Annotated in this window: 18 protein-coding genes; 9 read left to right on the top strand and 9 right to left on the bottom strand. The window is 74.6% G+C overall.

Features of this window, described 5'->3' with window-relative positions; translation table 11 throughout:
• Positions 1-9: 9 nt before the first annotated feature.
• Positions 10-1,257 (top strand): aminotransferase class V-fold PLP-dependent enzyme, encoded by a 1,248-nt coding sequence (locus tag ACFY2L_RS27425; RefSeq protein ID WP_390823707.1) that lies wholly within the window; start codon positions 10-12, stop codon positions 1,255-1,257.
• A gap of 22 nt (positions 1,258-1,279) precedes the next feature.
• Here ACFY2L_RS27425 and ACFY2L_RS27420 read toward each other — a convergent pair whose 3' ends face one another.
• Positions 1,280-2,110 (bottom strand): hypothetical protein, encoded by an 831-nt coding sequence (locus tag ACFY2L_RS27420; RefSeq protein WP_390823706.1) that lies wholly within the window; start codon positions 2,108-2,110, stop codon positions 1,280-1,282.
• Positions 2,107-3,750 (bottom strand): serine/threonine-protein kinase, encoded by a 1,644-nt coding sequence (locus ACFY2L_RS27415; RefSeq protein WP_390823705.1) that lies wholly within the window; start codon positions 3,748-3,750, stop codon positions 2,107-2,109. Before ACFY2L_RS27415 ends, ACFY2L_RS27420 begins: the two co-directional genes overlap by 4 nt.
• A 152-nt stretch (positions 3,751-3,902) precedes the next feature.
• Here ACFY2L_RS27415 and ACFY2L_RS27410 point away from each other — a divergent pair, with 152 nt between their 5' ends.
• The 3 genes from ACFY2L_RS27410 to ligA all read left to right on the top strand — a co-directional run bounded on the left by ACFY2L_RS27410 (position 3,903) and on the right by ligA (position 7,479).
• Positions 3,903-4,661, top strand: coding sequence for an FG-GAP repeat domain-containing protein (locus ACFY2L_RS27410; RefSeq protein ID WP_390823704.1), 759 nt, complete (start codon positions 3,903-3,905; stop codon positions 4,659-4,661).
• A 117-nt stretch (positions 4,662-4,778) separates the two neighbouring features.
• Complete coding sequence (locus ACFY2L_RS27405; protein WP_390661532.1) at positions 4,779-5,144, top strand: hypothetical protein; 366 nt, start codon at positions 4,779-4,781, stop codon at positions 5,142-5,144.
• A gap of 238 nt (positions 5,145-5,382) precedes the next feature.
• Positions 5,383-7,479: an NAD-dependent DNA ligase LigA gene (gene ligA, locus ACFY2L_RS27400; RefSeq protein ID WP_390823703.1), complete on the top strand. Its 2,097-nt coding sequence runs from the start codon at positions 5,383-5,385 to the stop codon at positions 7,477-7,479.
• 54 nt (positions 7,480-7,533) lie between these two features.
• Here the strand turns inward: ligA and ACFY2L_RS27395 are convergent, their stop codons facing one another.
• Positions 7,534-8,349 (bottom strand): SAM-dependent methyltransferase, encoded by an 816-nt coding sequence (locus ACFY2L_RS27395; protein WP_390661534.1) that lies wholly within the window; start codon positions 8,347-8,349, stop codon positions 7,534-7,536.
• 148 nt (positions 8,350-8,497) lie between these two features.
• Between ACFY2L_RS27395 and ACFY2L_RS27390 the strand changes: the two genes are divergently transcribed.
• Positions 8,498-9,028, top strand: coding sequence for an AAA family ATPase (locus ACFY2L_RS27390; protein WP_390823702.1), 531 nt, complete (start codon positions 8,498-8,500; stop codon positions 9,026-9,028).
• Between the two features lie 78 nt (positions 9,029-9,106).
• Here the strand turns inward: ACFY2L_RS27390 and ACFY2L_RS27385 are convergent, their stop codons facing one another.
• The 6 genes from ACFY2L_RS27385 to ACFY2L_RS27360 form a co-directional block, all read right to left on the bottom strand.
• Positions 9,107-9,964: a PaaX family transcriptional regulator C-terminal domain-containing protein gene (locus ACFY2L_RS27385; RefSeq protein ID WP_390661536.1), complete on the bottom strand. Its 858-nt coding sequence runs from the start codon at positions 9,962-9,964 to the stop codon at positions 9,107-9,109.
• Between the two features lie 222 nt (positions 9,965-10,186).
• Positions 10,187-11,539, bottom strand: a complete 1,353-nt coding sequence (locus tag ACFY2L_RS27380; protein ID WP_390823701.1) for an MFS transporter — start codon at positions 11,537-11,539, stop codon at positions 10,187-10,189.
• A 132-nt stretch (positions 11,540-11,671) separates the two neighbouring features.
• Positions 11,672-13,414: an FAD-dependent monooxygenase gene (locus ACFY2L_RS27375; RefSeq protein WP_390661538.1), complete on the bottom strand. Its 1,743-nt coding sequence runs from the start codon at positions 13,412-13,414 to the stop codon at positions 11,672-11,674.
• A gap of 159 nt (positions 13,415-13,573) precedes the next feature.
• Positions 13,574-15,052 (bottom strand): glutamate-cysteine ligase family protein, encoded by a 1,479-nt coding sequence (locus ACFY2L_RS27370; protein WP_390823700.1) that lies wholly within the window; start codon positions 15,050-15,052, stop codon positions 13,574-13,576.
• Positions 15,053-15,326: 274 nt separating this feature from the next.
• Positions 15,327-20,528: a hypothetical protein gene (locus ACFY2L_RS27365; protein ID WP_390823699.1), complete on the bottom strand. Its 5,202-nt coding sequence runs from the start codon at positions 20,526-20,528 to the stop codon at positions 15,327-15,329.
• Between the two features lie 420 nt (positions 20,529-20,948).
• Positions 20,949-23,903 (bottom strand): NACHT domain-containing protein, encoded by a 2,955-nt coding sequence (locus ACFY2L_RS27360; protein WP_390823698.1) that lies wholly within the window; start codon positions 23,901-23,903, stop codon positions 20,949-20,951.
• Positions 23,904-24,102: 199 nt separating this feature from the next.
• Here ACFY2L_RS27360 and rpmG point away from each other — a divergent pair, with 199 nt between their 5' ends.
• From rpmG to gap, 4 genes are all read left to right on the top strand, one after another.
• Positions 24,103-24,267, top strand: coding sequence for a 50S ribosomal protein L33 (gene rpmG, locus ACFY2L_RS27355; RefSeq protein ID WP_390661542.1), 165 nt, complete (start codon positions 24,103-24,105; stop codon positions 24,265-24,267).
• Between the two features lie 43 nt (positions 24,268-24,310).
• Entirely contained in the window at positions 24,311-24,433 is a 123-nt protein-coding gene (gene ykgO / locus ACFY2L_RS27350) for a type B 50S ribosomal protein L36 (RefSeq protein ID WP_390661543.1), read from the top strand.
• 110 nt (positions 24,434-24,543) lie between these two features.
• On the top strand, positions 24,544-25,500 hold the full coding sequence (locus ACFY2L_RS27345) for a GlxA family transcriptional regulator (protein ID WP_390661544.1): 957 nt from the start codon (positions 24,544-24,546) through the stop codon (positions 25,498-25,500).
• A gap of 109 nt (positions 25,501-25,609) precedes the next feature.
• Complete coding sequence (gap, locus tag ACFY2L_RS27340) at positions 25,610-26,608, top strand: type I glyceraldehyde-3-phosphate dehydrogenase (protein WP_390661545.1); 999 nt, start codon at positions 25,610-25,612, stop codon at positions 26,606-26,608.
• Positions 26,609-26,724: the final 116 nt, after the last annotated feature.

Here is a 26,724-nt window from a genome sequence, read left to right as displayed (position 1 = left end):
AGGATCACCATGAGCGAGGGCGACGTCGTCACCGTGCCCCGTCCGCTGACCCTGCCCGACGGCCGGCCCGCGATGGCGGGCTGGACCCTCGACCCCGGCCTGCGCCACCTCAACCACGGGTCGTTCGGCGCGGTCCCGAAGGCGGCACAGGAACGGCAGAACGCGCTGCGCGCGGAGATGGAACGCGCCCCGGTCGTCTGGTTCGCGACGCTGCCCGAGCGCCTCGCGGCGGCGCGTGCCGACATCGCCGGCCGGCTGCGGACCGACGCGAAGGACCTCGCTCTCGTCCCCAACGCCGGCGCCGGCGCCAGCGTCGTCCACGCCGCGCTGGCCGCACGGCCCGGCGGGGACATCGTCGTCACCGACCACGGCTACGGCGCCGTCACCATGGGAGCCGAGCGGCTCGCCCGCCGCTGGGGCAGCCGCGTGCGCACGGCCCGGGTACCGCTGACGGCCGACGCCGAACAGGCCTACGAGGCCGTGCTGGCGGAGGTGGACGACGAGGTCGCCCTCATCGTCCTGGACCAGATCACCTCGGCCACGGCCCGCCTGATGCCCGTCGAGCGCGTCGGCGCCGAGGCGGCACGGCGCGGGATCACCCTGCTCGTCGACGGCGCGCACGCCCCCGGTCTCCTCGCCGAGCCCCTGACCGGCCTGGAGTGCGACGCCTGGATCGGCAACCTGCACAAGTGGGGCTGCGCCCCGCGCGGTTCGGCCGTGCTGGTCGCCCGCGGGCCCCTGCGGGAGGAACTCCACCCCCTGATCGACTCCTGGGGAGCCGCCGAGCCCTTCCCCGACCGCTTCGACCATCAGGGCACCCTCGACGCCACCGGTGTCCTGGCCGCGCCCACGGCGCTCCGGTTCATCGACGACACCTGGGGCTGGGACACGGCCCGCCGCCACATGGACGAACTGGCGGAGTACGGCGCCCGCGTCGTCGCGGCCGCCTTCGCCCGCGCCGGAACCCCTGCGGACCCCGTCGACGTCGGCATGCCCGTCCCCGGCATGCGGCTGGTCCGGCTGCCCGACGGTCTGGGCACGAGCCGGATCGCCGCCGACGCGCTGCGCGACCGCGCCCCCGCCGAACTGGGAGTGGAGGCCGCGTTCACCAGTTTCGGCGGTCTCGGCTACCTCAGGCTGTCCGCCCACGTCTACAACACCCCCGAGGACTACGAGCACTTCGCCGAGAGCTGCGTACCGGTCGTCGCGCGATGGGCTCGCGAGGCGCGCGGGAACGCCGCAGGGCGTGCGCGCTGAGCCCTCCCGCGCATCGGGCAGTTCAGGAGCAGTCGTACGTGAACGCGGTCCTCGCCGTCCCACCGCCCGGGGACAGCACGCGCAGCTCCGCCGCGGCGGCGTAACTGCCCTGCCCCTGGAAGGTCCACAGCAGATGCAGCCGCACCACCCGTCGGCCCTCGGCCACCGTCGCGTGCAGGACGTCGGAGGCGGTGCCGTCGTTGCGGACCCAGCGGTAGGACAGCTCACCCGCGCGGCCGTCGGTGCGGACCACACCGACGACGTCCGCGGTGCCGTCGCAGCCGGTGCTGTCCTGGACGGCCGCCACCGTGACCTCGCGCACCGAGAGGCCGGGCGCGGTGTCTCGCCACAGCAGGAACACGAGCGCGGCGATCAGCACGAAGGCCGGCAGCGCGTGCCGGCGCAGGCGGCGGTGACCGGCGGGCGCGGGCACGGCGGGGACGTGCGGCACGGTGTGGGCCCCGGACGGGAGGGCCGCGGTGAGGCCCCGCGCGGCGGTGACGCCCGGGCCGAAGCGCAGGACCGTCCCGTCGCCGGGACCGTGGGCCGGAGGGCGGTCGCCGGGACGCGCCGGCGTCGTGCCGTCGCCGGTGCGCGGGCTCACCACCGTCGTGGCCGGGCCGCCGGGCGGGCCCACCACCGTCGCGGCCTGGTCGCCTTGGGGGCCCAGGGACGTCGTGGCCCGGTCGCCGCAGGGACTCACCACCGTCGTGTCGTCGTCGGGGCGCTGGATCCAGTGACTGCCCAGCACCGTGGCGCTGTAGTCGTCCTGGTCCTCGACCCTGGTTCTCTCCAGGGGCCCAGGGTCGGCCGTCTCGCCGGGCGCGGGCCGGTGGTCGTGAGGGGTGGTCATCGGATGTCGCACCGCCGGGTGAGGAGCTGCTGGGAAGCGCCGCCGTCCGCGGCGGCGGGGCTGGTGGAGGCCTGCACGGTCCAGTAACAGCCCGTCCCCTGGAAGGTGTGGTCGACGGTCAGCGTGTACTGCGTGGCGCCGTCGCGCCGGTACGAGAGCGGCGCCCCGTCCGCGGCCCCGGCCTGCCCGGCGGTGTCCCCGGTGAACCAGGCGAGGGTGACGGACACGGGACCCGTGCCGTCCGTGGTGACCGTGACCGTGGTGGTGGCCGTGCCGGGGCCCGTCTGCCGGAAGCCGGACACCGTGACGTCCTTGACGGCGGTGGGGACGGCAGGGGACTCCGACGCGCTCGTCGACGCACTGGGCGAGGCCGGTGGGGTGGAGTCGCTCGGCGAGGCACCCGGTGAGGTCGCCGGGTCGGTGGTGACCGGCGGCGACGAACCGGGCTCGCCGCCCGGGGAACCGGAGGGCGAGGTGCTGGGCGACGGGGAGCCGGTGCTCTCCGACGGGGTGGGCGACGCCGAGGCCGACGGCAGCGGGCCGGCGCCGCCCGGCGATGTGGGACTGGTGGTGGCCAGGGCCTGCGTCTCCTGCCGGGACTGGGCTCCCGCCCCCTGCCCGACGCCCTGGCCCAGCAGGAGCGCGGCCAGCACGGCGGCGGTCGCCACGGCCACACCCGGCCAGGTGGGCCGCCACGCGTGCAGCCGTCCGGGGGTGGCGCTCCGGCCGAGCACGGTCCGCGCCTCGTCGGTGGTGGCCCCGGACGCCGTGCGCCCGGAGGGGAGCAGGAAGAGCAGCGGCGCCACGGCGGCGGCCAGCCGGCCCCGGCCGCGCTCCTCCCAGTCCTCTCCGTAGTGCGCCAGGGCGGCCCGCTCCAGGTCCGCCACGAAGGCCGCCGCGTCCGAGGGACGCTCCGCCGCCGTCTTGGCCAGCCCCCGCCGGACCAGCGCGCGCACGGCCTCGGGCACCTCCCCGACCGGGACGGGCTCCTCGGCGTGCTGCAGCGCCAACTGGGCCATGTTGTCGCCCGGGTAGGGCTTACGGCCCGTCAGACACTCGAAGAACGTGGCGGTGGCCGCGTACACGTCCCCGGTGGGAGAGGCGGGCGCACCGGTCCACTGCTCCGGGGCCATGTAGGCCGGCGTGCCCGCCACGCCCGCGCTGAGACCGGCGTCCACCGCGATGCCGAAGTCGACGAGCTTGGACACGCCGTCCGGCGTGACCAGGACGTTCGCCGGCTTGTAGTCGCGATGGACCACACCGGCCCGGTGCGCGTCGGCCAGACCGAGCAGCGAACCCTTCAGCACGGCCAGCGCCGACTCCGGCGACAGGGGGCCCTGCCGGGCGAGCAGCGTCCGCAGGGACACGCCGTCCACCAGTTCCATCACGATGGCGGCGCCCTCCGTCGCCTCCACGTACTCGTAGAAGCCCGCCACGTACGGGCTGTCCAGACCACCCAGCAGCTCCGCCTCGGCGCGGAAACCGCGGACGAAACCCGGTCGTGTCCTGAGCGACTCACTGAGGTACTTCACCGCCACCGGCAGACCGGTCGGCTCGTGCACGGCGAGCACCACCCGCCCACTGGCCCCGGAACCGAGTTCGAGCGACTCGGAGTACCCCGGTACGGCCCATGTGCTCATCGCCATCCCCCCTTGCCTCGGCGCGCCCGCGCCCGCGTGACCCCCAGGAGCGTCGGGCCACGGCTCCTGAGACACGTTTTCGGCCGTCGCGGTTGCAGCGGCCGGCAAAGGCACCCGATCGGCGGCGAAAGCCTGTGCGATAGTGGCACGCCATGATCTCCGTGGCACACGGCCTGCCGCCCCTGACCGAGAGCGCGAGACGGCGCCGGAACGCCGCTGTCCTCCTCGGGCTCGGCCTCCTGCTCTGCGCCGGCTGCGAGGAGGAGCTGGGCTCACCGCCCCCGCCTCCGGACGGGCCGTCCGCCGTCAGGGCCTGTGTGACGGCGGACGGCGAACTGATCGCCGACTTCGACGACGACGGCCGTGCGGACCGGGTCGCCGACCCGACGGGCCAGGGCGTCGACCTGACCGTCACCTTCGCCGCCGGCTCCGCCCACGAGAACGCGGCCGGGCCCCGCGCCCTGGCCGACCACGCCGGGGAGCACCAGAACTACGTACGGGTCGCCGTGGCCGACTTCGACCGTGACGGGTGGAGCGACCTGGTCGTCGTCGCGGGCCGGAACCCGGCCGGGGACGATCCCGTTCCGCCCAGGCTCGCCGAACTGAGGCTCGGCCCGTTCTCCAACACCGGCCGGGGCCAGAAGATCGTCCGGCTCGACCTGGGGCTTACCCGGAACATCGCCGTCGCCGACTACGACCACGACCGCCACCCCGACCTGGCGGCGTACACCTACACAGGTGACGGCACCTACGCGACCGAGGCCCGTCTCGGCGAGTCCGCCCGCGGTCTCGGTCCCGACACCGGAGAGTTCACGGTGGAGGACACGGACCACGGCAGCCCGGAAGCCCTCCCGCACACCGGCCTGGCCCCCTTCTACCCGGCGTGCCGGCCCGACGACACGACCGGCTGAGCGGAAACCCTTGGGGGAATGTCAGTGGTCTGTTGAAGAATGTGCCGCATAGAGATCAACTACGCCCGCACGGGGTAGGCGGTCATGTGCCGTCGTCCCTGAAAGAGGTCACCGCCGATGCCGCTCGCCGCCGACCAGCCACCCCGCAACGCCTCGCTGACCCACGTCGAAGCCGACGTCCTGCGGATCATCTGCGACGCACGCCACGCCGTGTACGTCACCGTGCACGCGAACGGGCGCCGCCGGTACAGCTATTGGCGGCCGCTGGACTCGGTCACCGGCAGGGGCGGCTGCTACGTGGCCCTGCCCACCGCCGTGTGCGACCAGTTGAAGGAGACGGGCCGGATAGCTTTGGGCGACCCCGTCACCGACCCCTCCAGGACGGTGTACCGGGTCCGGCCGGTGCGTGTCCCGACCGCGGCCTCGCGGCTCACGCCCGTGCCCGTGCGCCCGGTCCGGGCCCGGCTGCGCCGCGTGGCCTGAGGGTCCTGGCCGTTCGGCCCGAACCGGCAGCGCCCGGGCGGCCGCGCGCGCCGGGCCGTGACGGTGGCCGGGGCGCGCGCCACCTCCGGCGGGTCCGGCCCCTCCGCGGGATGCTCGTCCCGGACGCCGGGCGGACCCCGCTCGGACGCGCCCGTGCCCCTCGTGGTCCCAGCCGGTCGCCCGGTGCCCCTCCCCGCTCGCAAGGGCATTGTCAGTGGTGGCAGGCAGGATGAGGCACATGACGACACCTGGTGCAGTGATTGTGGACGCCGTGGCCTACGCGCAGGCGGTCGAGGACGCGGTGCGGGCGGCCGCCGCCTACTACGCGGGCGGTACGTCGGTGCTGGACGACGACGCCTACGACCGCCTGGTGCGCTCCATCGCCGAGTGGGAGACCGCCCACCCCGAGGACGTGCTGCCCGCGTCGCCGACCGGGAAGGTCGCCGGCGGCGCCGCGGAGGGGGACGTACCCCACACGGTGGCGATGCTGAGCCTGGACAACGTGTTCTCGCCGCAGGAGTTCACCGCGTGGACCGCCTCACTGGCCAGGCGCGTCGGACACGACGTCACCCGCTACAGCGTGGAGCCGAAACTCGACGGTCTCGCGATCGCCGCCCGCTACACCGAGGGCCGGCTGACCCGGCTGATCACGCGGGGCGACGGGACGGCAGGGGAGGACGTCTCGCACGCGACGGGCACCATAGCGGGCCTCCCGGACCTGCTGACCGAACCGGTCACGGTGGAGGTGCGCGGCGAAGTCCTCATGACCACCGCCCAGTTCGAGCACGCCAACGAGGTGCGCACCGCACACGGCGGACAGCCGTTCGCGAACCCCCGCAACGCCGCCGCGGGCACCCTGCGCGCCAAGGACCGCGCCTACACGGTCCCCATGACGTTCTTCGGCTACGGACTGCTTCCCCTGCCCGCCACCGAACCCGCCCTGGCCGAAACCCTCGCGGACGGCGCGCACAGCGATCTGATGACGCTCGCCGGCGCCTACGGCGTGAACACCACCGCCACCACCGACGTGCCCGGCACCACGGCCGGGACCGCCGAGGAGGTGCTGGCCCGCGTCCAGGAGATCGCCGCCCTGCGCGCCCGGCTGCCGTTCGGCATCGACGGGATCGTCGTCAAGGCCGACCTGGCCGCCGACCAGCGGGCCGCCGGCTCGGGCTCACGCGCCCCGCGCTGGGCGATCGCCTACAAGCTGCCGGCCGTGGAGAAGATCACCCGGCTGATCGCGGTCGAGTGGAACGTCGGCCGGACCGGCATCATCGCCCCGCGCGGCGTCCTCGAACCGGTCGAGATCGACGGCTCCACCATCACCTACGCCACCCTCCACAACCCGGCCGACATCACCCGCCGTGACCTGCGCCTGGGCGATCACGTCATGGTCCACCGGGCCGGCGACGTCATCCCCCGCATCGAAGCCCCCGTCGCCCATCTGCGCACCGGCGACGAACAGCCCATCGCCTTCCCCGGGTCCTGCCCCCGGTGCGGCTCCGGCATCGACACCAGCGAGCAGCGCTGGCGCTGCGAGAACGGCCGCAACTGCCACCTCGTCGCCTCCCTGTCCTACGCCGCGGGCCGCGACCAGCTCGACATCGAAGGCCTCGGCCACACCCGAGTGGTCCAGCTCGTCGAGGCCGGTCTGGTCGCCGATCTCGCCGACCTGTTCACCCTCACCCGCGACCAGCTCCTCGGCCTGGAGCGGATGGGGGAGACCAGCACCGACAACCTGCTCGCCGCACTCACCAGAGCCAAGGGCCGACCCCTGTCGCGCGTCCTGTGCGCGCTCGGCGTCCGCGGCACCGGCCGCTCCATGTCCCGCCGCATAGCCCGGCACTTCGCGACGATGGACGCCCTGCGCGCGGCCGACGCCGATGCGGTCCAGCGGGTCGAGGGCATCGGCACCGAGAAGGCGCCGTCCATCGTCGCCGAACTCGCCGACCTGGCCCCGCTCATCGACAAACTCGTCGCGGCCGGCGTCAACATGACCGAGCCGGGTGCCACACCGCCGCCCGCCGAGGACACCGCGGCCGGTGCCGACGGCACGGCTCCCGAGCCCGCCGCCGGTCCGCTCGCCGGGATGGCGGTGGTGGTCACGGGCGCTATGACGGGGCCCCTGGAGAAGCTCAGCCGCAACCAGATGAACGAGCTCATCGAACGCGCGGGCGGCCGCGCCTCCTCCAGCGTCTCCAAGAAGACCGCGCTGGTCGTCGCCGGAGAGGGCGCCGGCTCCAAGCGGACCAAGGCCGAGGCCCTCGGCATCCGCCTCGCCACCCCGGACGAGTTCGCCGCAACGGTCGCCGACTACCTCGGCACCGGGGAGTAGCGGCCGCTGCGCCGGTTCCCGCCCCCTCACGGGGACCGGCGCACCGGGTTCCCGCTACGGCTTGCGGGCGAGACCGCCGTGTTCCGCGATGACCACGGGGGCGGGGGAGGAGGCGTCCGGGCGCCAATGGGAGACCGACACCACGCCCGGCTCGAGCAGCTCAAGCCCGTCGAAGAAGGACGTGATCTGCTCGACGGTACGGAGGTTGTAGGGGACGGCTCCGCTCGCGTTGTAGGCCTCCTGGGCCTGCTCGAAGACGGGGTCGACCCCCAGCGAACCGTCGTTGACGGACAGGTAGCTGCCGGACGGCAGGGCGCCCATCAGCCGGTCCACGACGGAGCGCGCCTGGTCGTAGTCGCCGATGTGGCCCAGGATGTTGCTGAGGATGAGGGCGGTGGGCCGGCTGAGGTCCAGGGTCTCCGCGGCGGCCGCCAGGATCCGGTCCGGGTCGAGCACATTGGCGTCGACGTAGGCGGTCGCGCCCTCCGGGGAGGAGTAGAGCAGGGCACGGGCGTGCGCCAGCACCATCGGGTCGTTGTCGACGTACACGATCCGGGTCTCGGGGGCGATCCGCTGTGCGACCTCGTGGGTGTTGTCGGCGGTCGGCAGACCGGTCCCGACGTCCAGGAACTGGCGGATGCCTGCCTCGGCCACCAGGTAGGTGATGTTGCGCCGCAGGAAGGCCCGGCTGCTGCGGGCGATGGTCACGATGCCGGGGAACACGGCCGTGTACGCGTCGCCGGCCTCCTCGTCGACGGGGTAGTTGTCCTTCCCGCCCAGCCAGTAGTTCCAGATCCGGGCCGAGTGCGGCACGGATGTGTCGATCTTCTGGTGCCCCGCCGCTCCGGGGGTGGTCACGTGGTCGGTCATGAGGAGCGTCCGTCTTCCCATCGAGGAGTGGATCAGTCACCGCACAACTTACGTCCCAACGACCCGTTTACGTACACCAGTTCATGTTTCCTGTGGGTTCGAACAGCACCGGTGCCCTCCTCGGGCTGCCAGTAGTGTGCCCGAGGTGATGGTGGGTACTGAACACACCCGGCTCGTCGTACTGCGCGGAAACTCGGCCTCCGGGAAGTCCTCGGTCGCGGCCGGTCTGCGCGAACGGTTCGGACGCGGGCTGGCCCTGGTCGGCCAGGACAACCTCCGCCGGACCGTCCTGAGGGAGCGGGACCGGCCGGGCGCGGCGAACATCGGCCTCATCGACACCGTGGCCCGCTACGCCCTCGACGCCGGCTACCACGTCGTACTCGAAGGCATCCTGTACGCCGACCGCTACGGCGACATGCTGGCCCGGCTGCGCGGCGACCACCGTGGCCCCACCCACGCCTACTACCTGCACGTGCCGTGGGAGGAGACCCTCGCCCGGCACGGGACCAAGCCGATCGCGCACGAGGTCGGCGAGAGCGATCTGCGCGACTGGTACCGGGAGCTCGATCTGCTGCCCGGTGGCGTCGAGACCGTCATCGGAGCCGACAGCACCCTCACCGAGACCGTCGACCGCATCCTGCGCGACACCGGCCTGGACGCCCTTCCGCCACGGGAGTGAGGGGCGCGGAGGCCGGCGCCGGAGGGCGAGCGGTGCGGTGGCCGCAGGGCCTGTCCTGCCTGATCCGCCGGACGGGCCCTATCGCAAGGGCGCGGTCTCCAGCAGGTCGCGGGCCATGCGCAGCGCCGGAGCCTCGGTCTGCCGCGCGACCTGCCGGAACGTCTCCTGGGCGGCGCGGGCCGGCCAGGCGGGAGGCAGGTGCCGGACGGGGAGCCGGGGGTCGGTGCGGATGGTGCTCAGCCACTCGCTGACCAGCCGCAGCCGGGTCCCGATCGGATCGTCACCGGAGCCGCCGCCCAGGTGGGCGGTCCAGCGCTTGTCGAAGGTGACGTACCGGGCGGCGATGCTCTCCAGGTCCCAGGTGTCACGGATCATCAGCTCGATGTCCGTGGCCTGGTCGGCCCGGGCGTGGAAGACCTTGACGTGGTCGGCGAGCCCCAGCTCCGAGACGACGGCGGAGACGTCGACGTCCCCCGGGGCGATCCACAGCCCGCTGTACAGCGCGCCGAACCCGGACCAGGTCAGCCGTGAGCGCAGGTCGTGGCGCTGGCGCTTCCAGGAGTCGGGCAGGGAGAAGCCCAGCAGCGTCCAGGAGCCGTCCCAGTCGTCGTTGACGGCGCCCTGCGTCCAGATCCGGGTGCGGCCGCCGTCGAGGATGCGCGTCGCCTGCGGTGTCAGCCCGAAGTACATCCTGCGGCCCTCCCGCTGGCGCCGCAGCAGACCCCGGTTGACCATCCGGGTCAGCGTGGACCGGACGGCCTGCTCACCCACCCCGACCCGGCCGAGGACGTCGATGATGCTGCCCGAGTACACGCACAGCTCCCCCTCGTCCAGCACGTGGTTGCCGAAGAAGGCCAGCATGAGCGACTGCGGGCGCGGCTGCGGGCCGTCCGGGGTGTCGCCGTCCGAGGAGTCCAGGAAGTCGTCGTCCGCCACGGGAGCAAGCGTACGACCGCCCGCCGGCGGTGCGGCGGGCGGTCGTGCCAGGTCACGGGCCGTCGGAGGGGCGGGCAAGGGGATGGGGTCGCGGGCGGAGAGCGGGGCGGTGCCGGCGGGAGCGGACGGGTGTGGGGCAACCGGCGGTCACCGGACGGGAGTTGAGGGAGGCGGTGACCATTGCCCGCCGGTGGCCGCCGGTGCGGGCGCCTGGCGTGGGCGTCACGCGGAGACCTCCTGGGTGTGCGGGACGGCGGGGCGTTCCGTGGTGTCGGCGAGGGACGCCCGGCTGGTCTCGCGCACGAAGCACACGGTCAGCGCGGTGATGAGGGAGCCGCCGCAGAGCAGCAGGGCGACGGGGGTGCCGCTGTGGCTGCCGGCGACCAGGCTGCCGGCGATCATGGGGGAGAAGCCGGCGCCGATCAGGGTGGCGCCCTGGTAGCCGAGGGAGGCGCCCGTGTAGCGGACCCGGGTGCCGAACATCTCGCTGAACAGGGCGCCCAGCGGCCCGTACATCGTGGACTGGGCGATGCCGTGGCCGAGGACGACCGCGAGGATCAGCAGGCCCGGCGACTTCGAGTCCACCAGGGCGAGGACGGGGAAGGCGAGCGCCGCGGAGGCGAGGGCGCCGGCCAGGACGACCGGGCGGCGGCCGACCCGGTCGGACAGCGCGGAGACACAGGGCAGCACGACCAGGGCGACGGCGGCGGACACCGTGAGGGCCGTCAGCACCTGCGGCCGGGCGTAGCCGATGCCCGTGGCGTAGGCGATCAGATAGCTGGTCAGCAGCGACTGGGCGGTGAAGGCGCCGATGCCGACGCAGCAGGCGAGCAGCACGGGACGCGGGTGCCGCAGCACGTCGAGGATCGGCAGCCGCGCCTCGGTGCGCTCCTTCTTCACCTCGGCGAAGAGCGGACTCTCCACCACCCGGAGCCGCACGAACAGGCCCACGCCGAGCAGCAGCACGCTCAGCAGGAACGGCACGCGCCAGCCCCACGCCGTGAACTCGTCCCGGGGAAGGGCGACGACGAACGCGACGACGGCGGCGGAGACGAGGGAGCCGAGCGGAGCTCCCATCTGCGTGAAGCTCGACCACAGGCCGCGCCGCCGCTCCCCGGCGTGCTCGACGACCATCAGCGTGGCCCCGCCCCATTCACCGCCGATGGCGATGCCCTGGAGGACCCGCAGGGTGATCAGCAGGACCGGCGCCCACACGCCGATGGTGTCGTACGTGGGCAGCAGGCCGATGAGGAAGCTGGCACCGCCCATCAGGCCCATCGTCAGCAGCAGCATCGACTTGCGGCCGAGCCGGTCGCCGAAGTGCCCGAAGAGGACGCCGCCGAGCGGGCGGGCGACATAACCGGCGGCGAAGGTGCCGAACGCGGCGATGGTGCCGACGGCCGGGTCGGCGCCGGGGAAGAACAGTTCGCCGAAGACGAGGGCGGCGACCGTGCCGTAGACGAGGAAGTCGTAGAACTCCACGGCGGTGCCGAGCAGCCCGGAGAGGGCGACCCTGCGCAGTTGCCTGGCCTGCTCGCGGGAGGTGGACGGTGCAGCGACGGGGGACGGGGACATCGCGGTCTCCCTTGACCGGGGGGAAGGACACCGCGAAGTTAGGCTCTGGGATTACTCTCGTCAAGAAACTGCACAACATTGTTTCGCGTCGGGACCGGGACACGACCACCGGGCGGGAGGACCCGCGCCGGCTCAGCGCATGGGCACCGCCGTCCGCACGGAGAGGGCGGCGAGCTGGTCGGACAGCGCGGCGGCGGCGTCGGCGAGCGGGAAGCGCGCGCCGAGGTACCCGTCCGGACGGACGACGAAGCCGGTCGGGCCGTCGGGCCGGTAGAGCCGGGCGAACTCCCCGGCCGCGTCGCGGTACGCGGGGACGGCGAGGGTGTCGGGGGCGGCCGCGGCGGCCTCCCGGGCCAGGACGGCGACGATCGCCGTGCCGGGCAGGGCGGGGGAACCCGGCCGGCCCGGGGCGGACCTCCCTGGACCGCCCGGCCCCCGGTCGCCGGCCGCCGGTGTCCCCACGACGGCCTCGACGGCGCCGGCCGCCCCGGCGAGGTCGTCGAGGCGGGCCGCGTACAGGATCACCACGTGCCCGGCGCGGCCGCGCAGCACGTCGAACAGACGCAGCGGGCAGGCCACCGCGGTGAGCGTCAGCCCCGTGCAGTCCGGCGCCCGGTCGCCCGGCTGGGGCGCGTCCGCGGGCCCGGACGGGCGCCCGGCGAGCGGGCCGTGCCGGTAGCCGACCAGGAGCTGGGCCTCCCGCAGCACGAGGGTCCGTGCGTCGTCGGGGTCGGCCTCGAAGCCGCCCCGGGCGTGCCGCACGGTCCGCCCGACGACCTCCTCACCGACCGGCCGGCGCTCCGCGTCGTACGTCTCCAGCAGCCCGGGCCCCGCCTCCCCGCGGACCACGAGGGCGAGCTTCCAGGCCAGGTTCCAGGCGTCCTGGATGCCCGTGTTCATGCCCTGGGCGCCGGTCGGCGGGTGGATGTGGGCGGCGTCGCCCGCGACGAAGACCCGTCCGTCGCCGTAGCGGTCCACGATGCGATGACTGATCCGGAACACCGAGGACCACCGCAGCCGGGACAGGAGGGCCGGCTTCGGGGCGAGCCGGTCGACCACGGCCTGCAGATGGGACAGCTCCGGGGCGCGCCCGCCCTCCAGACCGTGCGCCACACCGTCACCGCCCGGCCCGGCCCCCCGGCCGGCCGTCCGCGTGGACAGCTCCGGCGGGACCAGCATCGACATGCGGTAACGGCCGGCGCCGGGCAGCGGGATGCACACCAGCGCGTCGTCGGTGACACCGTCGGCGGTGCGATGACTGGACCGTAGGCCGTACCCGTGCGGCAGATCCCAGTCCGCCTCGACGTCACCCAGCATGTACTCCTCGGCGAAGGCGTCCCCCGCGAAACCGAGCCCCAGCCCCTTGCGGACCACGCTGTGCGCCCCGTCGCAGCCGACGAGATACCCCGCACGCACCTCCTCCTGCGCACCCGCGGCGGTCCGCAGCCGGGCGGTGACCCCGTCCGGGTCCTGCGTGAACGACAGCAGCTCGGTGCCGCGCTCGATCACCGTGCCCAGTCCGGCGAGGTGGTCCTCCAGCAGCCGCTCGGTCTCGTACTGCGGCAACGCGGCGAAGCCGTACGGCACCTCGGGCGGCAGCACCAGGTCCAGACGCGCCGTCTCCCGCCCGTTGACGTAGACCAGCTGGCCGCGCAGCACGGCGGCGCACTCCAGCACCGCACGGGCGAGCCCCATCCGGTCCCAGATCTCCAGGGTGCGAGGCTGGAGGCCGACCGCCTTCGCGTACGGCAGCCGCGCCGGCAGCCGGTCGACGAGCCGGCAGCGCACCCCGTGCCGCCGCAGCTCGGCGGCGGCACTCAGCCCGACCGGGCCCGCTCCTGCGATCAGTACCTCGGTGGTCGGCGTGTGCGCCACGGGTGCCTCCCAGCGCCTGCCCCCCGGCCTGGTCCCGTACCCCATGGTCACCCCGCGGCACCCGCCCCGCGAGCCGGACCCCCGCCCACCCGGCGGCCCCCGTCCCGCACCGGATCCCGGGCGACCGCGCTGACGGCCGGTCAGCGACGGACGCGCTGATCAGTCGACCGGCCAGGTGTGGACGGGGGCGTTGAGATGCATGTAGTCGATGTACTGCCGGGTCATGCGCCGCAGCGCCTCATGGCGGTCCGTGTGATCGGCGGCGCTGATGTGATGGAACATCTCCTTCTGCCAGACCGCCCCGTTACGGGCGGTCACGCACCGCTGCTCGATGACCCCGAGCAGCGGCTCCCGCCACGTCGCGTCCATGCCCGACTGCTCCAGCCCGCGGTGCGCGAGCGGCAGCAGACGCCGCAGGACGAGTTCGGGCACCGGCACCTCGCCCATGCCCGGCCAGTACAGGGGCGCGTCGATGCCGAAGCGCGCGGCGGCGTGCAGATTGTCCTCGGCGGCCTGGAAGGACATCCGCGACCACACCGGCCGCTCCTCCTCGACCAGGGCGCGGGTGAGCCCGTAGTAGAAGGCGCCGTTGGCGAGGGTGTCGGCGACGGTCGGCCCCGCCGGCAGACAGCGGTTCTCCACCCGCACGTGGGGCTGGTCGTGGGCGACCGCGTAGACCGGGCGGTTCCAGCGGTAGATGGTGCCGTTGTGCAGGGTCAGCTCGCCCAGCTCGGGAATGTCGCCCTCGTCCAGGGTCTGTGCGGGGTCCTGCTCGTCGCACAGCGGGAGCAGCGCGGGGAAATAGCGCAGGTTCTCCTCGAACAGGTCGAAGACGCTGGTGATCCACCGCTCGCCGAACCACACCCGCGGACGTACCCCCTGCGCCTTGATCTCCTGCGGGCGGGTGTCGGTGGCCTGCTCGAACAGCGGGATCCGGGTCTCGTGCCACAGTTCCTTGCCGAACAGGAACGGCGAGTTGGCCGCCAGCGCCACCTGGACCCCGGCGATGGCCTGTGCCGCGTTCCAGTACCGGGCGAATTCGTCCGGGGAGACCTGGAGGTGGAACTGGGTGCTGGTGCACGCGGCTTCCGGAGTGATCGTGTCGGCGTAGGTGCGCAGCCGGTCCACGCCGTCCATCTCGATCCGCAGATCCTCGCCCCGCGCCGCGAAGACCTGGTCGTTGAGCATCCGGTAGCGGGCGTTCTCCGACAGGGCCCCCTCGCCGACGTCCTCCTGCCGCAGCGTGGGAAGGATACCGACCATGATCAGATGGGTGTCGGCCGTCGTCGCGCGTTCCTCGGCGTGGTTGAGCGCGGCGCGGATCTCGGACTCCCAGGCATCGGGTCCGCCCTCCGTCAGACGCCGGGGCGGCACATTGATCTCCAGGTTGAACCGGCCCAGCTCGGTGGACCAGGCCGGGTCCGCGATCGCCTCCAGCACCTCGCTGTTGCGCATCGCCGGCTCGGCCTCGCCGTCGACGAGATTCAGCTCGATCTCCAGCCCCACCCGGGGCCGCTCGGACTCGAACCGGTCCTCGCGCAGCATCTGCGCGAGGACGTCCAGGCACTGCTGCATCTTGATCCGGTAGCGGCGGCGGTCCTCGCGGGTGAAGACCAGCGCCGGGACGTCGCGTCCCATCGGTCCTCCCGGCTTCTCCTAGGACGCCTCTCACCTCCAGCGTCGCACCGACGGCCGCCCCTGACCATGCGAGACGGCCCCCGCCGCACACGGCACCGGCCACCCCGGACCGAACAGCACCGCGGCGACCGGGGACCCGCTGCCCCCGGCGTTTCCGACGGCAGCCGGACCCGCCGCGCACGCCCGGGCCGGACACCCGGCGAACGACCGCGGGAGCGCGCGCCGTCGGGACACGCGCCCGGCGACCCGGAACGGCCCGCGCGGGGACGCCCCGTCACGGGCCGTCGGGGCGGGCGCGGAGCTTCAGGTGGTCCTCCGGATCCCGCAGCAGACCGCGCTGCGCCGGGTCGGCCAGCAGACGGCGTACCGCGGGAGCCGGCATGCGGACGACCACCGGGTCCGGGAGCGTCACCTCCCGCACGGCCGTCGACCGCCGCCCGGGCCGCACCCGGTCGCTCACCTCCGCCACCACCCGCACGTCCAGCGTGAACTGCACCAGCACCGACTCGGACTTGGGCTTGTGCAGCGGCATCGAGCCGGCCGCGTTCGCCGCCGTGGCGGTCGCACTGCCGGAGCCGTCCACACCACCGAGGAGCTGGTTCAACCGGAACTCGTCGGCGTTCAGCACCCCCGCGCCGAAGAGGCCCCGCGCCGAGCGGCCGTGCTCGTTCGCCTGCTGGCCGTCCGTGCCCGTCGGACGCGGCGCCTCCAGACCGCTCTGCGCGACGGTCTCGAAGGTCATCTTGTCGCCGACGCCCAGCACCCGCCCCGCCCGCAGCCAGGCGTGCAGCGAGGCGCGCAGGTCCTGGCCGGACGCACCGGTCGCGTGCACCGGCGGGAGATCCACGCCCGCGGCGGTCAGCAGGGGCAGCGACGCGATCAGCCACTCCGTGGAGACGGTCTCGCGCAGCAGATGGAAGGCCGCCTCGCCGCCGGTCCGGAAGCGCGCGTTCCCGCCCGCCCGTTCGACGGCCTCGTCCACCGCCTGCCGCACCCTCGGCGTCCCCCGGAAGCCGTTGACCTGGGCCTCCATGGGAAGCCGCAGCCCGCCGCGCCGCCACGGGCCGAGCCGGTCGGCGCCGCCCTCCTCGGCGGGGACCGCGCGCCGGCCGGCCTGCCCGGGCGGGACCGGGGCGAGCCGGGAGAGCGCGTGCAGGTCGGCGGCCAGGACACGATGGGTCAGGTGCAGGTCGTCCAGGCGCGCGAGGGCCACCCGGCGGTTGCCCGAGAAGATCTCCAAGGTCGCCTCGACCGGTACGTGCATCCGGGCCGACGGAGCGGACGACGCCTCGGCGACGGTCTTCACGCCCAGCTGGGCCCGCCCGACGCTCGCCGAGCGGCGCGTGTCGCCCGCCGAGAGACCGAGGCCGGCCGCCGCGCCGGTGCTCTTGAGCCGGCCGGCGCCGCCGTCGGGTTTCCCGGAACCGGCGACGACCGCCTCGACACCCCGGCTGTCGCTCTCGTCGTGGGCGGCGGCCCGCTGCGCGGCGGCGGAGGTGATGTACTCCATGTCCCGGCCGTCGGAGGCGGTCTCGGCGTAACTGCCCCGACCGGTCCTGCGGACACTGAACACCGCCCGGTACGGCCGCCTGCGCCCGTCGAACAGCTCGACGCCCACGCCACCGTCCATCGCGCTCGACAGCAGGCCCGCCGAGCCGTCCCGGTCCAGCACCCGCAGCAGTCGCTGCACATTGTCGTTGCGGTCCGTCAGCCGGGTGCGCGGCAGCAGGTCGTCGGCGAGCGACGCGCCCAGCCGGCCGCGGATCCGCTCCAGCAGCGGAAGGAAGTCGGGCAGGTCCTCGACCATGCCGAAGCCGAGCGGCAGGGCCTGGGCCAGGGCGGGGACGGGCGCCGGCGGCAGCAGGGACCCGCTCTTCGGCCCGCCGCCGGAGGACTCCGCGCGCTCCTCCCCGGCCGGCGCCGCCGGCTCCGGCACGGACCGCGAGGACTCCTGGGCACCCTTCGCCGGCCCGGCCGCCTTCCCCGGCCCGGCCGCCTCCCGTCCCTCCTCGCCCGGCACCTTCAGTCCCGCCGCCCGCAGCTGGCGCTCGGTCAGCCACACGCCGACCGCCGCCGGCACCGTACGGCCGCCCCGCGCCACGTACGGACCGCCGCCGGTCACCGCGACCTCGGCCACCATCCGCACCACCAGGTCGCAGCGGACCAGGTACAGCGGGCTCTTGCGCGAGGTGTGCGCGTTGCGTTCGACGGTGCCGACCAGCGTGGACGCTGTCGTGTCGCCGCTGCCCAGGGAGCGGCCGGCCGCGACACCCTCGGCGATGCGCCAGTCGGTGCCGTTCTCCGCTCCCGTCAGGCCGCCCTGCACCGAGGTGCTGTGACTCGTGCCCTCCTGACCGGTGACCTGGTGTCCGCCCAGGACGAAGGTCTCGGTGCCCGCTCCCGTGCCCTGGTGCACGATCCGCGGCGCGGTCAGCGCGAACCGGGTGCCGACCGCGCCGTTCAGCCCGGCAAGCCGCCGCGCGTATCGCAGGTTCTGCACCACCCAGCCCGCCGAGACCGCCTGCCGCAACGCCGCCGTCACGGCCTGCGGAGCGAACCGCTCCTCGATCGCGAGCCGCGGCGCCAGCCCCTCCGTCTGCAGTGCCCGGTCCTCCCGCGCCTCCCTGTTGCGGGCTGCCGCCCGCGCCAGCAGCTCGAACGCGAGGTCCCGCACCGGCTGACCGTCGCCGACCGTCTCCACCAGCGTCCACTCCCGCACGCCCCGGCCGCCCATCTGCCGCGGTGTCAGTCCGGCCAGGTCGCCGATGCCCGATGCCGCGAACTCGGTGCGTAGATCGCGGTGCCGAGCGGTGCGCGCGGCGGTCCCGGCGTCCAGCCGCCGCTTGGCGTCGTCGTCCAGGGTGAAGGCGGTGGGGGTGAGCAGCCGCACGTCCTGCGCGTCGAGGGGCAGCGTCGCCAGCTCCTCGGCGGTGGGCACGTCCCGGCCCGGCGCACCCGGGGTGAGGGAGCGGGCCGCCTTGCGCTGCCGGGTCGTCATGGTGACACCGACGTTCAGGCTCAGCGCCCCGCCGAACACGCTCGCGTCCTCGGAGCCGTTGGTGAGGACGTCGGTGCGCAGCGTCGGCCCCGCCTGGCCGCGCCGGGTCGTCGTGCGGCCCTTCTCGGCGCGCGCCGACAGGGTCAGGGCGCCGGGGATCAGCCGGAACTGGCCGAGTGCCATCCCGCCGACGCTGCGCGAACTGGCGCGCCCGCTCTGCAGGTTGCTGGTCACCCCCGAGTGGCTGCGCACCAGCCAGTCCTTGGTGTCGCCGAGATGGCCGGTCTCCCGGAGCGAGCCGGTCACCTTCAGCTGCACGTCGTGCGTGTGGAAGCGGGACTTGCGGCGCAACCGGACCCGGATGCCCGTCGACAGCAACTGGTCCTTGTGGACGCGCAGGTTGGTCTCCGACAGGACGGTGACCAGCTCACGGTAGTTGCGCCGCTGGACCTCGGCCTCCTCCGGGCTCGGCTCGCGCGGCTGCGCCTCCTCCCCGAAGGCGGGCAGACAGCCGCTGAGCCGGGGATCGGTGGCGAACAGGTTCCGCACGGCCCGCATCATCGGGGCGGTGTCCAGGCGGCTGATCGCCACGCTGGAGCCCATCGCGCCGAAGGGCAGATGCCGCACGACGTGTCCGGGAGCCGCGCTTCCGGCCGCCTCCTGCCCGGTGGCCTCTCGCCCGGTGGCCTCTTGCCCGGCGGCCTCGGCGGTCTCCGTGGGCCTGGTCCTGCCTTTCCCCTTCCCCTTCCCCTTGCCTTCCCCCTGACCCGCGTCCTCGGCGTCCCCCGCGGGCCGTTGCGGACGCTTGACGAACTCCTCGGCCGTCACGCCCTCCGGCAGCGGCAGCCCCAGCTCCTGGGCTTCGTCGGCACGCAGGCTGATCCAGACCCGCATCGTGTGGTGCGCCGTACGGCCGCCGCCCCGAGCCCGGGTGAGCGGCGACGAGGGCCCGCTGCCCTCGACGGTGAAGAGCACGGTCCCCAGGTAGAGCACCTTGTCGCCGCGCACCTCCGCGCCCTGCCGGCTGGACACGGTCTGCTCGGCCACGCTGAACCGGGACTGCCGCGCCCCGACCACCGGCATGACCGTGCCGCGCACGGCGGCCGCGTTGCCCAGGACGCCGAACCCCGCCGCGGGGCCGACGCCGAAGGCGCCGCCGCGGCCCTTCCCCGCCGTGTCCGTGACCGCGTGCTGGGTCTGCTGGTGCGTACGCAGCTGCGTCCTGCCGGTGCTCCAGCCGGGGGCCAGCCCGGTGATCGTGGCGTGCATCCGGTAGGTGCCGGTGGTGGTGCCGTCCCGGCTGGTCAGGTCCTCGCCCACGACCCCGTCCCGCAGCAGCCGCGGCAGGTCCTCCAGCACGGTCGCGGTGGCGGTGGCCTCGTACAGGCGCGCCCGGCCGGGGGCGCCGGGCCAGGTCAGCGACGGGTGCAGGGCCGAGGCGACCGCGTCGAACAGGCCGCCCCCGCCCTGGTGCGGGGCGGCGGTGTCCGAGACCGCGAGCGGGGCCATGGAGTCGGCCAGCGACACCGCCCGGGCGGTGTCGGGGGACACCGGAGCCGGCCGGGGCACCGGCGCGGCGGCGGCCGGCACCAGATGCTCCACCGGCACCCGCATGGTGAGGGTGCCGGCCCCACTGGACTCCCGCGCGGCACGCTCGCCGTCCTTCATGATCCGCACGCCGTAGCGGACCCGGCGCGGGACCTCGACGGACCCCTTGTCGCTGCGCAGCACGCGCGGCTCCGCCGTGTTCCGCTGGGTGCGCGAGTCCCGGGACGACTGGAAGGGCTGGGCGTTGACGGTCGCCGCCCCGCCGAGCCAGACGCCGGGCGCCACCGGCGCCAGCCCGAACGCGGTGAACGCGGCGCCCTTCGACGCGGACGAGCCCGTGCCGTGGGCGACCGTGGCGGCGGTGTGGTGCTGCACGTCCACCTTGGTGGCGGCGCCCTCGGCGTCGGGACCCTCGGGGGAGAAGAGACCGGGACGGTCGTCGTCGGCGGGGGAGACCCGCACCGTGACGTCGTAGCGGTCCGTGCCCCGCACACCGGTGACGGCGAAGGCCCGTCCGCTCCCGTAGAAGGACTCGGGCCGCCCCGCGAGCTCGGCGGCGATCCCGGCGACCACGCCGTCGCGGTGCCCGACCACGCCCGCCAGCGTCGCGGTGACGAACTCGTGGCCGGTGAGACCGTACGCCGTGGACAGCCCCGGCGCCTCCATGTCCCGCAGATACGGCGGGAGTTGCAGGGCGTTCTCCTCGACCACGGTCGGCAGCGGTGTCCCGGGGGACCGCCTGCGGGCGGTGGACGGCCCCGCCGCGCTCATGGCCGCGACGGTGGCGGCGTTGCCCGCGGTCTGCTGAAGCCCCAGCAGGGGGTTCGGGCGACCGCCCGGACCGGCCGCGCGGGGTGCCGGGACCGTCCGGGGGGACTGCTCACGGGGACTGCCGTGGCGGTCGTAGCCCGCCTGCCGCTGATCTCGCACGCGCGTCAGCGTAGAGACGCCGCGAGACGGGACACGGGCCTCGCGTCCAGTGTTCAACTTCCGTACACGGAAAGATCGTTCCCGTCCCCGCAGCGACACCCGAGCGCCCCTCCTGACGGCCCGACGGCCCGACGGCCGACCGCCCCACCACGCGGCCGGGCCCTCCGGCCGCCGGGCCATGCGTCCCGGGCCCTCCGACTGCCCGGTCAGGCGTCCCGGGCCCTCCGGCCGCCCGGCCAGGCGCCCTGGCCCTCCGACCGCCCGACGGCCTGCGGAGTGAGACAGCGCGGGGGCCGCCGTACCCGCCGAGCCGGTGCGGGACAGCGCGGGGCCGCCGTACCCGCCGAGCCGGTGTGAGACACCGTGAAGGACGCCGGCCGTCGCCGAGCCTCGTGAGACCCGACGCAGGCCGCCTCGCGGTCAGGGCTGTGGCTGGTGCCGGCCGGGGGAGTCGCGCGGCCGGGGCGCGGGAGCCCGCCCGTCGGGTCGCCCAGCGGCCGTCTCCTCGGTGGTCCGTGCCGCCAGCCGTTCCTGAAGGCGCACATGCCGGAACTCGTAGAGCGCCCCGGAGTGCCTCAGCACGCCCCGCCGGTGCGCGTCCTCCAGGAACCGCATCAGCCGCCAGGGCGCCCGCCCGGTGACCGCCAGCCAGATGCGCGCCGTGCCCAGCCGGCCCCAGGCGCTGAGCGCGAGCGCGCTGGTGCCCACCGGCACCCACACCTCCGTGTGCATGGTGCCCAGGGTGGTGCCCCGGCCGGTGGCCGAGATGAACGCCAGACAGCCACCGCCCGCCACGAGCGCCGCGACGGCACTGCGCGCGAGGGTGGCGGCGCGGTCGGTGCGCAGGGTGCTCGGCGGGTCGGCGGCGCGGATGGTGTCGGCAGGGGTGTTGAGGGCGAGGCAGACACCGGAGGCGCAGCCGCCGATCGCGCCGACGAGGACGCCGAAGGCCACGAACGGCTCCACGGCGTCCCGGACGACCGCGCCGGTGCCGCGGTGCACGAGCCAGAGTTCGACGTCACGCGGCAGGGCGACCACCAGGTTGTGGGCGTCGACGGCCCGGCCCCGCCAGCTCTGCGGCGTGCCCCGCCACACGAGCACCCAGCGGTCGCCCCGCGCCTGGATCCGCACCGTCCCCTCGTACGTTCCGCGCCGCTCGTCCCACGAGATCCGGGCACCCTGGTGGACGGCGAACGGACGGGCGAGCGCGGTCCGGCTCACCAGCTCGACGCGCCGGGGCCGTACCGACTCGACCGAGCGCCGTCCGTCGGTCATGCCGAGGCGCCAGCCGTCGACCTCCGCGCCGGCCGTGGTCCGCGCCCCCGCCGGACGGTGGATCTCGTACGCGGCGAAGGCGCCGGTGACACCGCCGACGACGGCCCCGGCGCAGACGCCGATCAAGGTGCAGGCCAGCAGACCCCGCCCCAGCCCGCGGGCGAAGCCGCGCAGGACGGCGGCCGGACCCGCGTACGGTTCCACGCCCCGGGCCCCGCGCCGCGGTTGGCCGGCGAGCGTCAGCAGCAGCCCGGCCAGGCAGCAGGTCATCGCCGGGACGGCCGCCCGGAAGTAGCCGTAACTCGCGAGACCGGCGAAGAGGATCACACCGCCCAGTGCCCGCACGGCCCGCGGCCCGCTCGGGCTGCCCGTCCACGGCAGGCTCAGCGGCAGGGGCCGGCGGGGCAGCCCGCCGACGGCGAACATCAGGGACAGGACCAGCCCGAAGACGCACCCGTTCAGGAACCAGGCGGGCCTCGGCGTGATCACGGCTCCGAGCCGCGCGCTGACGAGGGGCGGGACACACCAGCCCGTCACCAGGGCGAGGACTGTCGCCGCGCCCGTCATCGTCAGCGCCATGCGCGTCAGCTGCCGCGGCCCGGGCGGTGCCGCGGGCTCGGCGGGCAGCATCAGGGCCAGTCCGAAGCACAGGCCGGCCAGCAGTCCCGCGAAGTTGAGCACCGCCGACAGGACGCTGTCCCAGTTCCCGACGACGCCACCGCCGTACCGGGCCAATGGCACGAGCACCGCGGCGGTGGCGAGCAGGGCTGAGCCCGCGGGACCGAGCACGCGCAGCCACGGCGGCATCGCCGCCGGCAGCTCCCACCAGCCGAGCTGCCAGGTGGCCCGGGCGCCTGAAGGGAGCCGGGCCAGGCACCGCAGCCACCGGTGCGCGGCGTCCGGGCGCCAGATCCCGTCCTCGTCGGCGAAGGCGGCCGGGACGAAGGAGTCCAGCAGGTGTCCCTCGACGGCCGTCGCCGAGGGGAAGCGGTCGGGCTCCGTGAGCTCGGACGGGTCGCGGGAGGTGTCCCCGTACACCGTGCGCGCCAGCGCCACCATCAGCGGTGACCTCAGTACGGCGGTCAGCGGGGCGGTGGGCGCGTCCAGGACGGCCGTCCAGACGGTCACCGGACGGCCGTTCGGACGTGTCCCCCCGATCGGGCGCGCGGTGCTCTCCAGGTACTCCCTGGCGGTCTCCGGGTCCAGCGGACGCAGCCTGATCACCTCGGCGGCCGTCAGGACGTCTCCACCGGCCTCGCCCAGTGCACGGCCCCAGTCCTCGTCGCGGCAGGTCAGCATGACGGGCAGCCGCTCGTCGAGTTCGGCGTTGAGCCGGCTCAGCGCCCGCGCGTGCGATTCCCGGGGAATCTCGTCGAAGCCGTCCAGCACCGGCAGGACGAGCCCCTCGTCCAGCAGTTCGCGAGCCAGCGTGCGGCCGCCTCGCACGGCGGCCAGCGGCCGGTACTCGGCGGCCAGCCGTTCGGCCAGCCAGGCGCGCAGGCCGACGGCGCCGGGTTCCCAGCTCGCCAGGGGGAGGAGGACGGGGACCGGGTCCGTGGACCGCCGGGTGCCGAGCAGGTCCAGGACGAACCGGAGGGCGAGAACGGTCTTGCCCGCGCCGGGTCCGCCGAGCACGACCAGCCGGCGGGAGGGGATGTCACGGAAGGTGCCGGCGATGCGGTCGAGCCGCTGGTCCCCGTCGCGCGGGGCGGGCACCGGCCGCCCGGGCCGGACGTTGTGCTCGTGGTCGGCGAGCGGCGGACCCACCCGCGTCCAGCGGACGTCGAGCGGCGCCGGGTCCTGCAGCCGGCGCCTGCGGGCCTCCGGCGCCCACTGGGCCAGCACGGCCCGGGAGAGCTCGTCGGCCGCCCGTCGTCGTCGCTCGGGCCCGGCTTCCGGGTCCGCCGCGGGCTCCCGCAGCAGGTCGGCCGCGAGCGCACAGACCGAGACGAACGCCGAGACCGCCGAGATCCACATCGACGTCGCGTCCGCGTCCCCGCCCCTGCCCGCCAGGACCACGGTCAGCGCGGTCAGCGCCAGGGCGACGGCGCCCAGGCCGACGCACCGCTGCACCCGTGCCTCTCGCAGTGCTGCCCACATGCCGCAACCCCCGTGCCCGTGACCTGTTCGCCTTCCCTGTCGCGAACGACGTGACGGGGGCGGACGTACCGGCGCCGGGGAGGCGCACGGAAGCATGCCGGGGGCACGTGCTCGATCCGCGGGGAATGCGGGGACCGGGTCCCTTGTTGGAGCCCGTGACTGACATGTTCGGGTCAGTCGGAAGCGAAGGGAGGACGCCATGGCACGCAGCACCACGCGCCCTGTCGTCAGGCTGAAGTCGACGGCCGGAACCGGTGTCACCTACGTGACCCGCAAGAGCCGTCTCAACGACCCCGACCGCCTCGTCCTGCGCAAGTACGACCCGGTGGCCGGCCGCCACGTCGCGTTCCGCGAGGAGCGCTGAACATCCCCGCCGCCGGCGGGCCCGTACGAAGGAGGACATCGCCGTGAAGGTCCGCAGCTCCCTGCGCTCGCTGAAGGCAGAGCCGGGATCACAGGTGGTCCGCCGACGGGGCGTGACCTTCGTGATCAACAAGAAGAACCCCCGCTTCAAGGCCCGCCAGGGCTGAGAGACATCCGCTGACAGGCCCTCGGACGGCCCGGCTCCCGGACACCCGGAGCCGGGCCGCCGTGTTCGGCGCGTCGCGGCCGTACCGCTCACGCCCCGTACGCTTTCCCCGTGCCGCCCACCCCCCTCCGCCGTGCCGCCGTCCTCGTGCTCGAAGGCGCCAAGCCGCTCGACGTGGGCATCCCCGCGCAGGTGTTCACGACCCGCGCGAGCATGCCGTACGAGGTACGCGTGTGCGGGGCGGCGCCCGGGCTGGTGACCGGCGGGGACGGGCTGTCGTACCACGTGGCGCACGGCCTGGAGGCGCTCGCCTGGGCCGAGATCGTCTTCATCCCCGGCTACCGGTCCCCCGACCGTGAGGACCCGCCGCGGGCGGTCGTCGACGCGCTGCTCGCCGCCCACGCCCGGGGCGCCCGGCTGGCCGCCATCTCCACGGGAGCCTTCGCCCTCGCCGCCACGGGCCTGCTCGACGGCCGACGCGCCACCACGCACTGGCACTACGCCCGCGCGCTGGCGGCGAAGCACCCGCTCGTGCGGGTCGACGAGAACGTCCTGTTCGTCGACGAGGGCAGCGTGCTCACCTCGGCGGGCGCCGCCTCGGGCATCGACCTGTGCCTGCACATCCTGCGCGGCGACCTCGGCGTGGCCGCCTCCAACCACGCGGCCCGGCGCCTGGTCGCGGCGCCCTACCGCAGCGGCGGCCAGGCGCAGTACGTGCCGCGCAGCGTGCCGGAGCCGCTGGGCGAACGGTTCGCCGCCACCCGCGAGTGGGCCCTGCACCGGCTCGACGAACCCCTCACCCTCGAGACGCTCGCCCGGCACGCGGCGGTCTCGCCCCGCACCTTCTCGCGCCGCTTCGTCGAGGACACGGGATACACGCCCATGCAGTGGGTGATGCGCGCCCGCATCGACCGGGCCCGCGAACTGCTCGAACGCTCCGAGCGCGGCGTCGAACAGATCGCGAACGACGTCGGGCTCGGCACCGGCGCCAACCTGCGGCTGCACTTCCAGCAGATCCTCGGCACCACCCCGAGCGAATACCGCCGCACCTTCACCCGCGGCGCGTGACCGCCGGCCGGCCCGGGCTGGCGAGATCCTTGCGAACCATGGCGCTCGCGCCCCGGTCACGGGCGCCCGCCGCACGCGAGGCTGGTGGTGAACCGAAGGGACACCACTCATGACTCGCATCGCCGTCAACGGATTCGGCCGCATCGGACGCAACGTGCTGCGCGCGCTTCTCGAACGCGACAGCGACCTGGAGATCGTCGCCGTCAACGACCTCACGGAGCCCACCGCCCTCGCGCGGCTGCTCGCCTTCGACTCGACTTCCGGCCGGCTGGGCCGCCCGGTCACCGTCGACGACGGCGCCCTCGTCGTCGACGGCCGTCGCATCAAGGTGCTCGCCGAGCGCGAACCGGCCAACCTGCCGTGGGCCGCGCTCGACGTCGACATCGTGCTGGAGGCGACCGGCCGCTTCACCTCCGCCAAGGCCGCCCGCGCCCATCTCGACGCAGGCGCGAGGAAGGTGCTCGTCAGCGCGCCCTCGGACGGCGCCGACGTCACGCTCGCCTACGGGGTGAACACCGACGCCTACGACGCGGACCTGCACACGATCGTCTCGAACGCCTCCTGCACGACCAACGCGCTCGCCCCGCTGGCCGCGGTCCTCGACGACCTCGCCGGCATCGAGCACGGCTTCATGACGACGGTGCACGCCTACACGCAGGAGCAGAACCTCCAGGACGGCCCGCACCGCGACCCCCGCCGCGCCCGTGCCGCCGGGGTCAACATCGTGCCGACCACGACGGGCGCCGCCAAGGCGATCGGTCTCGTGCTGCCGAACCTCGACGGCAAGCTGTCCGGCGACTCGATCCGCGTGCCCGTCCCGGTCGGTTCGATCGTCGAGCTGAACACGACCGTCGCCCGCGACGTGACACGCGACGAGGTGCTCGCCGCGTACCGCGCCGCCGCCGAGGGCCCGCTCGCCGGCATCCTCGAATACTCGGAGGACGCCCTGGTCTCGTCCGACATCACGGGCAACCCGGCGTCGTCGATCTTCGACTCGGCCCTCACCCGCGTCGACGGCCGCCACATCAAGGTGGTCGCCTGGTACGACAACGAGTGGGGCTTCTCCAACCGAGTGATCGACACCCTCGAACTCCTCGCCGCCCGCTGACCGCACGGGCGCACGGACGTACGGGCCGGTGGCGACGGCCCGCCCGCGACGTGATCCGTCGCCGCGGCCCGTACGACTCGCACGCGGTGCGGCGCCGTCCGCCGGCGGGACGCGGC

Origin of the sequence: Streptomyces sp. NPDC001381, assembly GCF_042895685.1 — a bacterium.
Classification (GTDB): domain Bacteria; phylum Actinomycetota; class Actinomycetes; order Streptomycetales; family Streptomycetaceae; genus Streptomyces.
This window is presented reverse-complemented; position numbering and strand designations above follow the sequence as displayed.

Bases quoted from the DNA above. Each gene is read 5' to 3' on its own strand.
- ACFY2L_RS27425 (WP_390823707.1), top strand. From the start codon at position 10: ATGAGCGAGGGCGACGTCGTCACCGTGCCCCGTCCGCTGACCCTGCCC.
- ACFY2L_RS27420 (WP_390823706.1), bottom strand. From the start codon at position 2,110: ATGACCACCCCTCACGACCACCGGCCCGCGCCCGGCGAGACGGCCGAC.
- ACFY2L_RS27415 (WP_390823705.1), bottom strand. From the start codon at position 3,750: ATGAGCACATGGGCCGTACCGGGGTACTCCGAGTCGCTCGAACTCGGT.
- ACFY2L_RS27410 (WP_390823704.1), top strand. From the start codon at position 3,903: ATGATCTCCGTGGCACACGGCCTGCCGCCCCTGACCGAGAGCGCGAGA.
- ACFY2L_RS27405 (WP_390661532.1), top strand. From the start codon at position 4,779: ATGCCGCTCGCCGCCGACCAGCCACCCCGCAACGCCTCGCTGACCCAC.
- ligA (WP_390823703.1), top strand. From the start codon at position 5,383: ATGACGACACCTGGTGCAGTGATTGTGGACGCCGTGGCCTACGCGCAG.
- ACFY2L_RS27395 (WP_390661534.1), bottom strand. From the start codon at position 8,349: ATGACCGACCACGTGACCACCCCCGGAGCGGCGGGGCACCAGAAGATC.
- ACFY2L_RS27390 (WP_390823702.1), top strand. From the start codon at position 8,498: ATGGTGGGTACTGAACACACCCGGCTCGTCGTACTGCGCGGAAACTCG.
- ACFY2L_RS27380 (WP_390823701.1), bottom strand. From the start codon at position 11,539: ATGTCCCCGTCCCCCGTCGCTGCACCGTCCACCTCCCGCGAGCAGGCC.
- ACFY2L_RS27370 (WP_390823700.1), bottom strand. From the start codon at position 15,052: ATGGGACGCGACGTCCCGGCGCTGGTCTTCACCCGCGAGGACCGCCGC.
- ACFY2L_RS27360 (WP_390823698.1), bottom strand. From the start codon at position 23,903: ATGTGGGCAGCACTGCGAGAGGCACGGGTGCAGCGGTGCGTCGGCCTG.
- rpmG (WP_390661542.1), top strand. From the start codon at position 24,103: ATGGCACGCAGCACCACGCGCCCTGTCGTCAGGCTGAAGTCGACGGCC.
- gap (WP_390661545.1), top strand. From the start codon at position 25,610: ATGACTCGCATCGCCGTCAACGGATTCGGCCGCATCGGACGCAACGTG.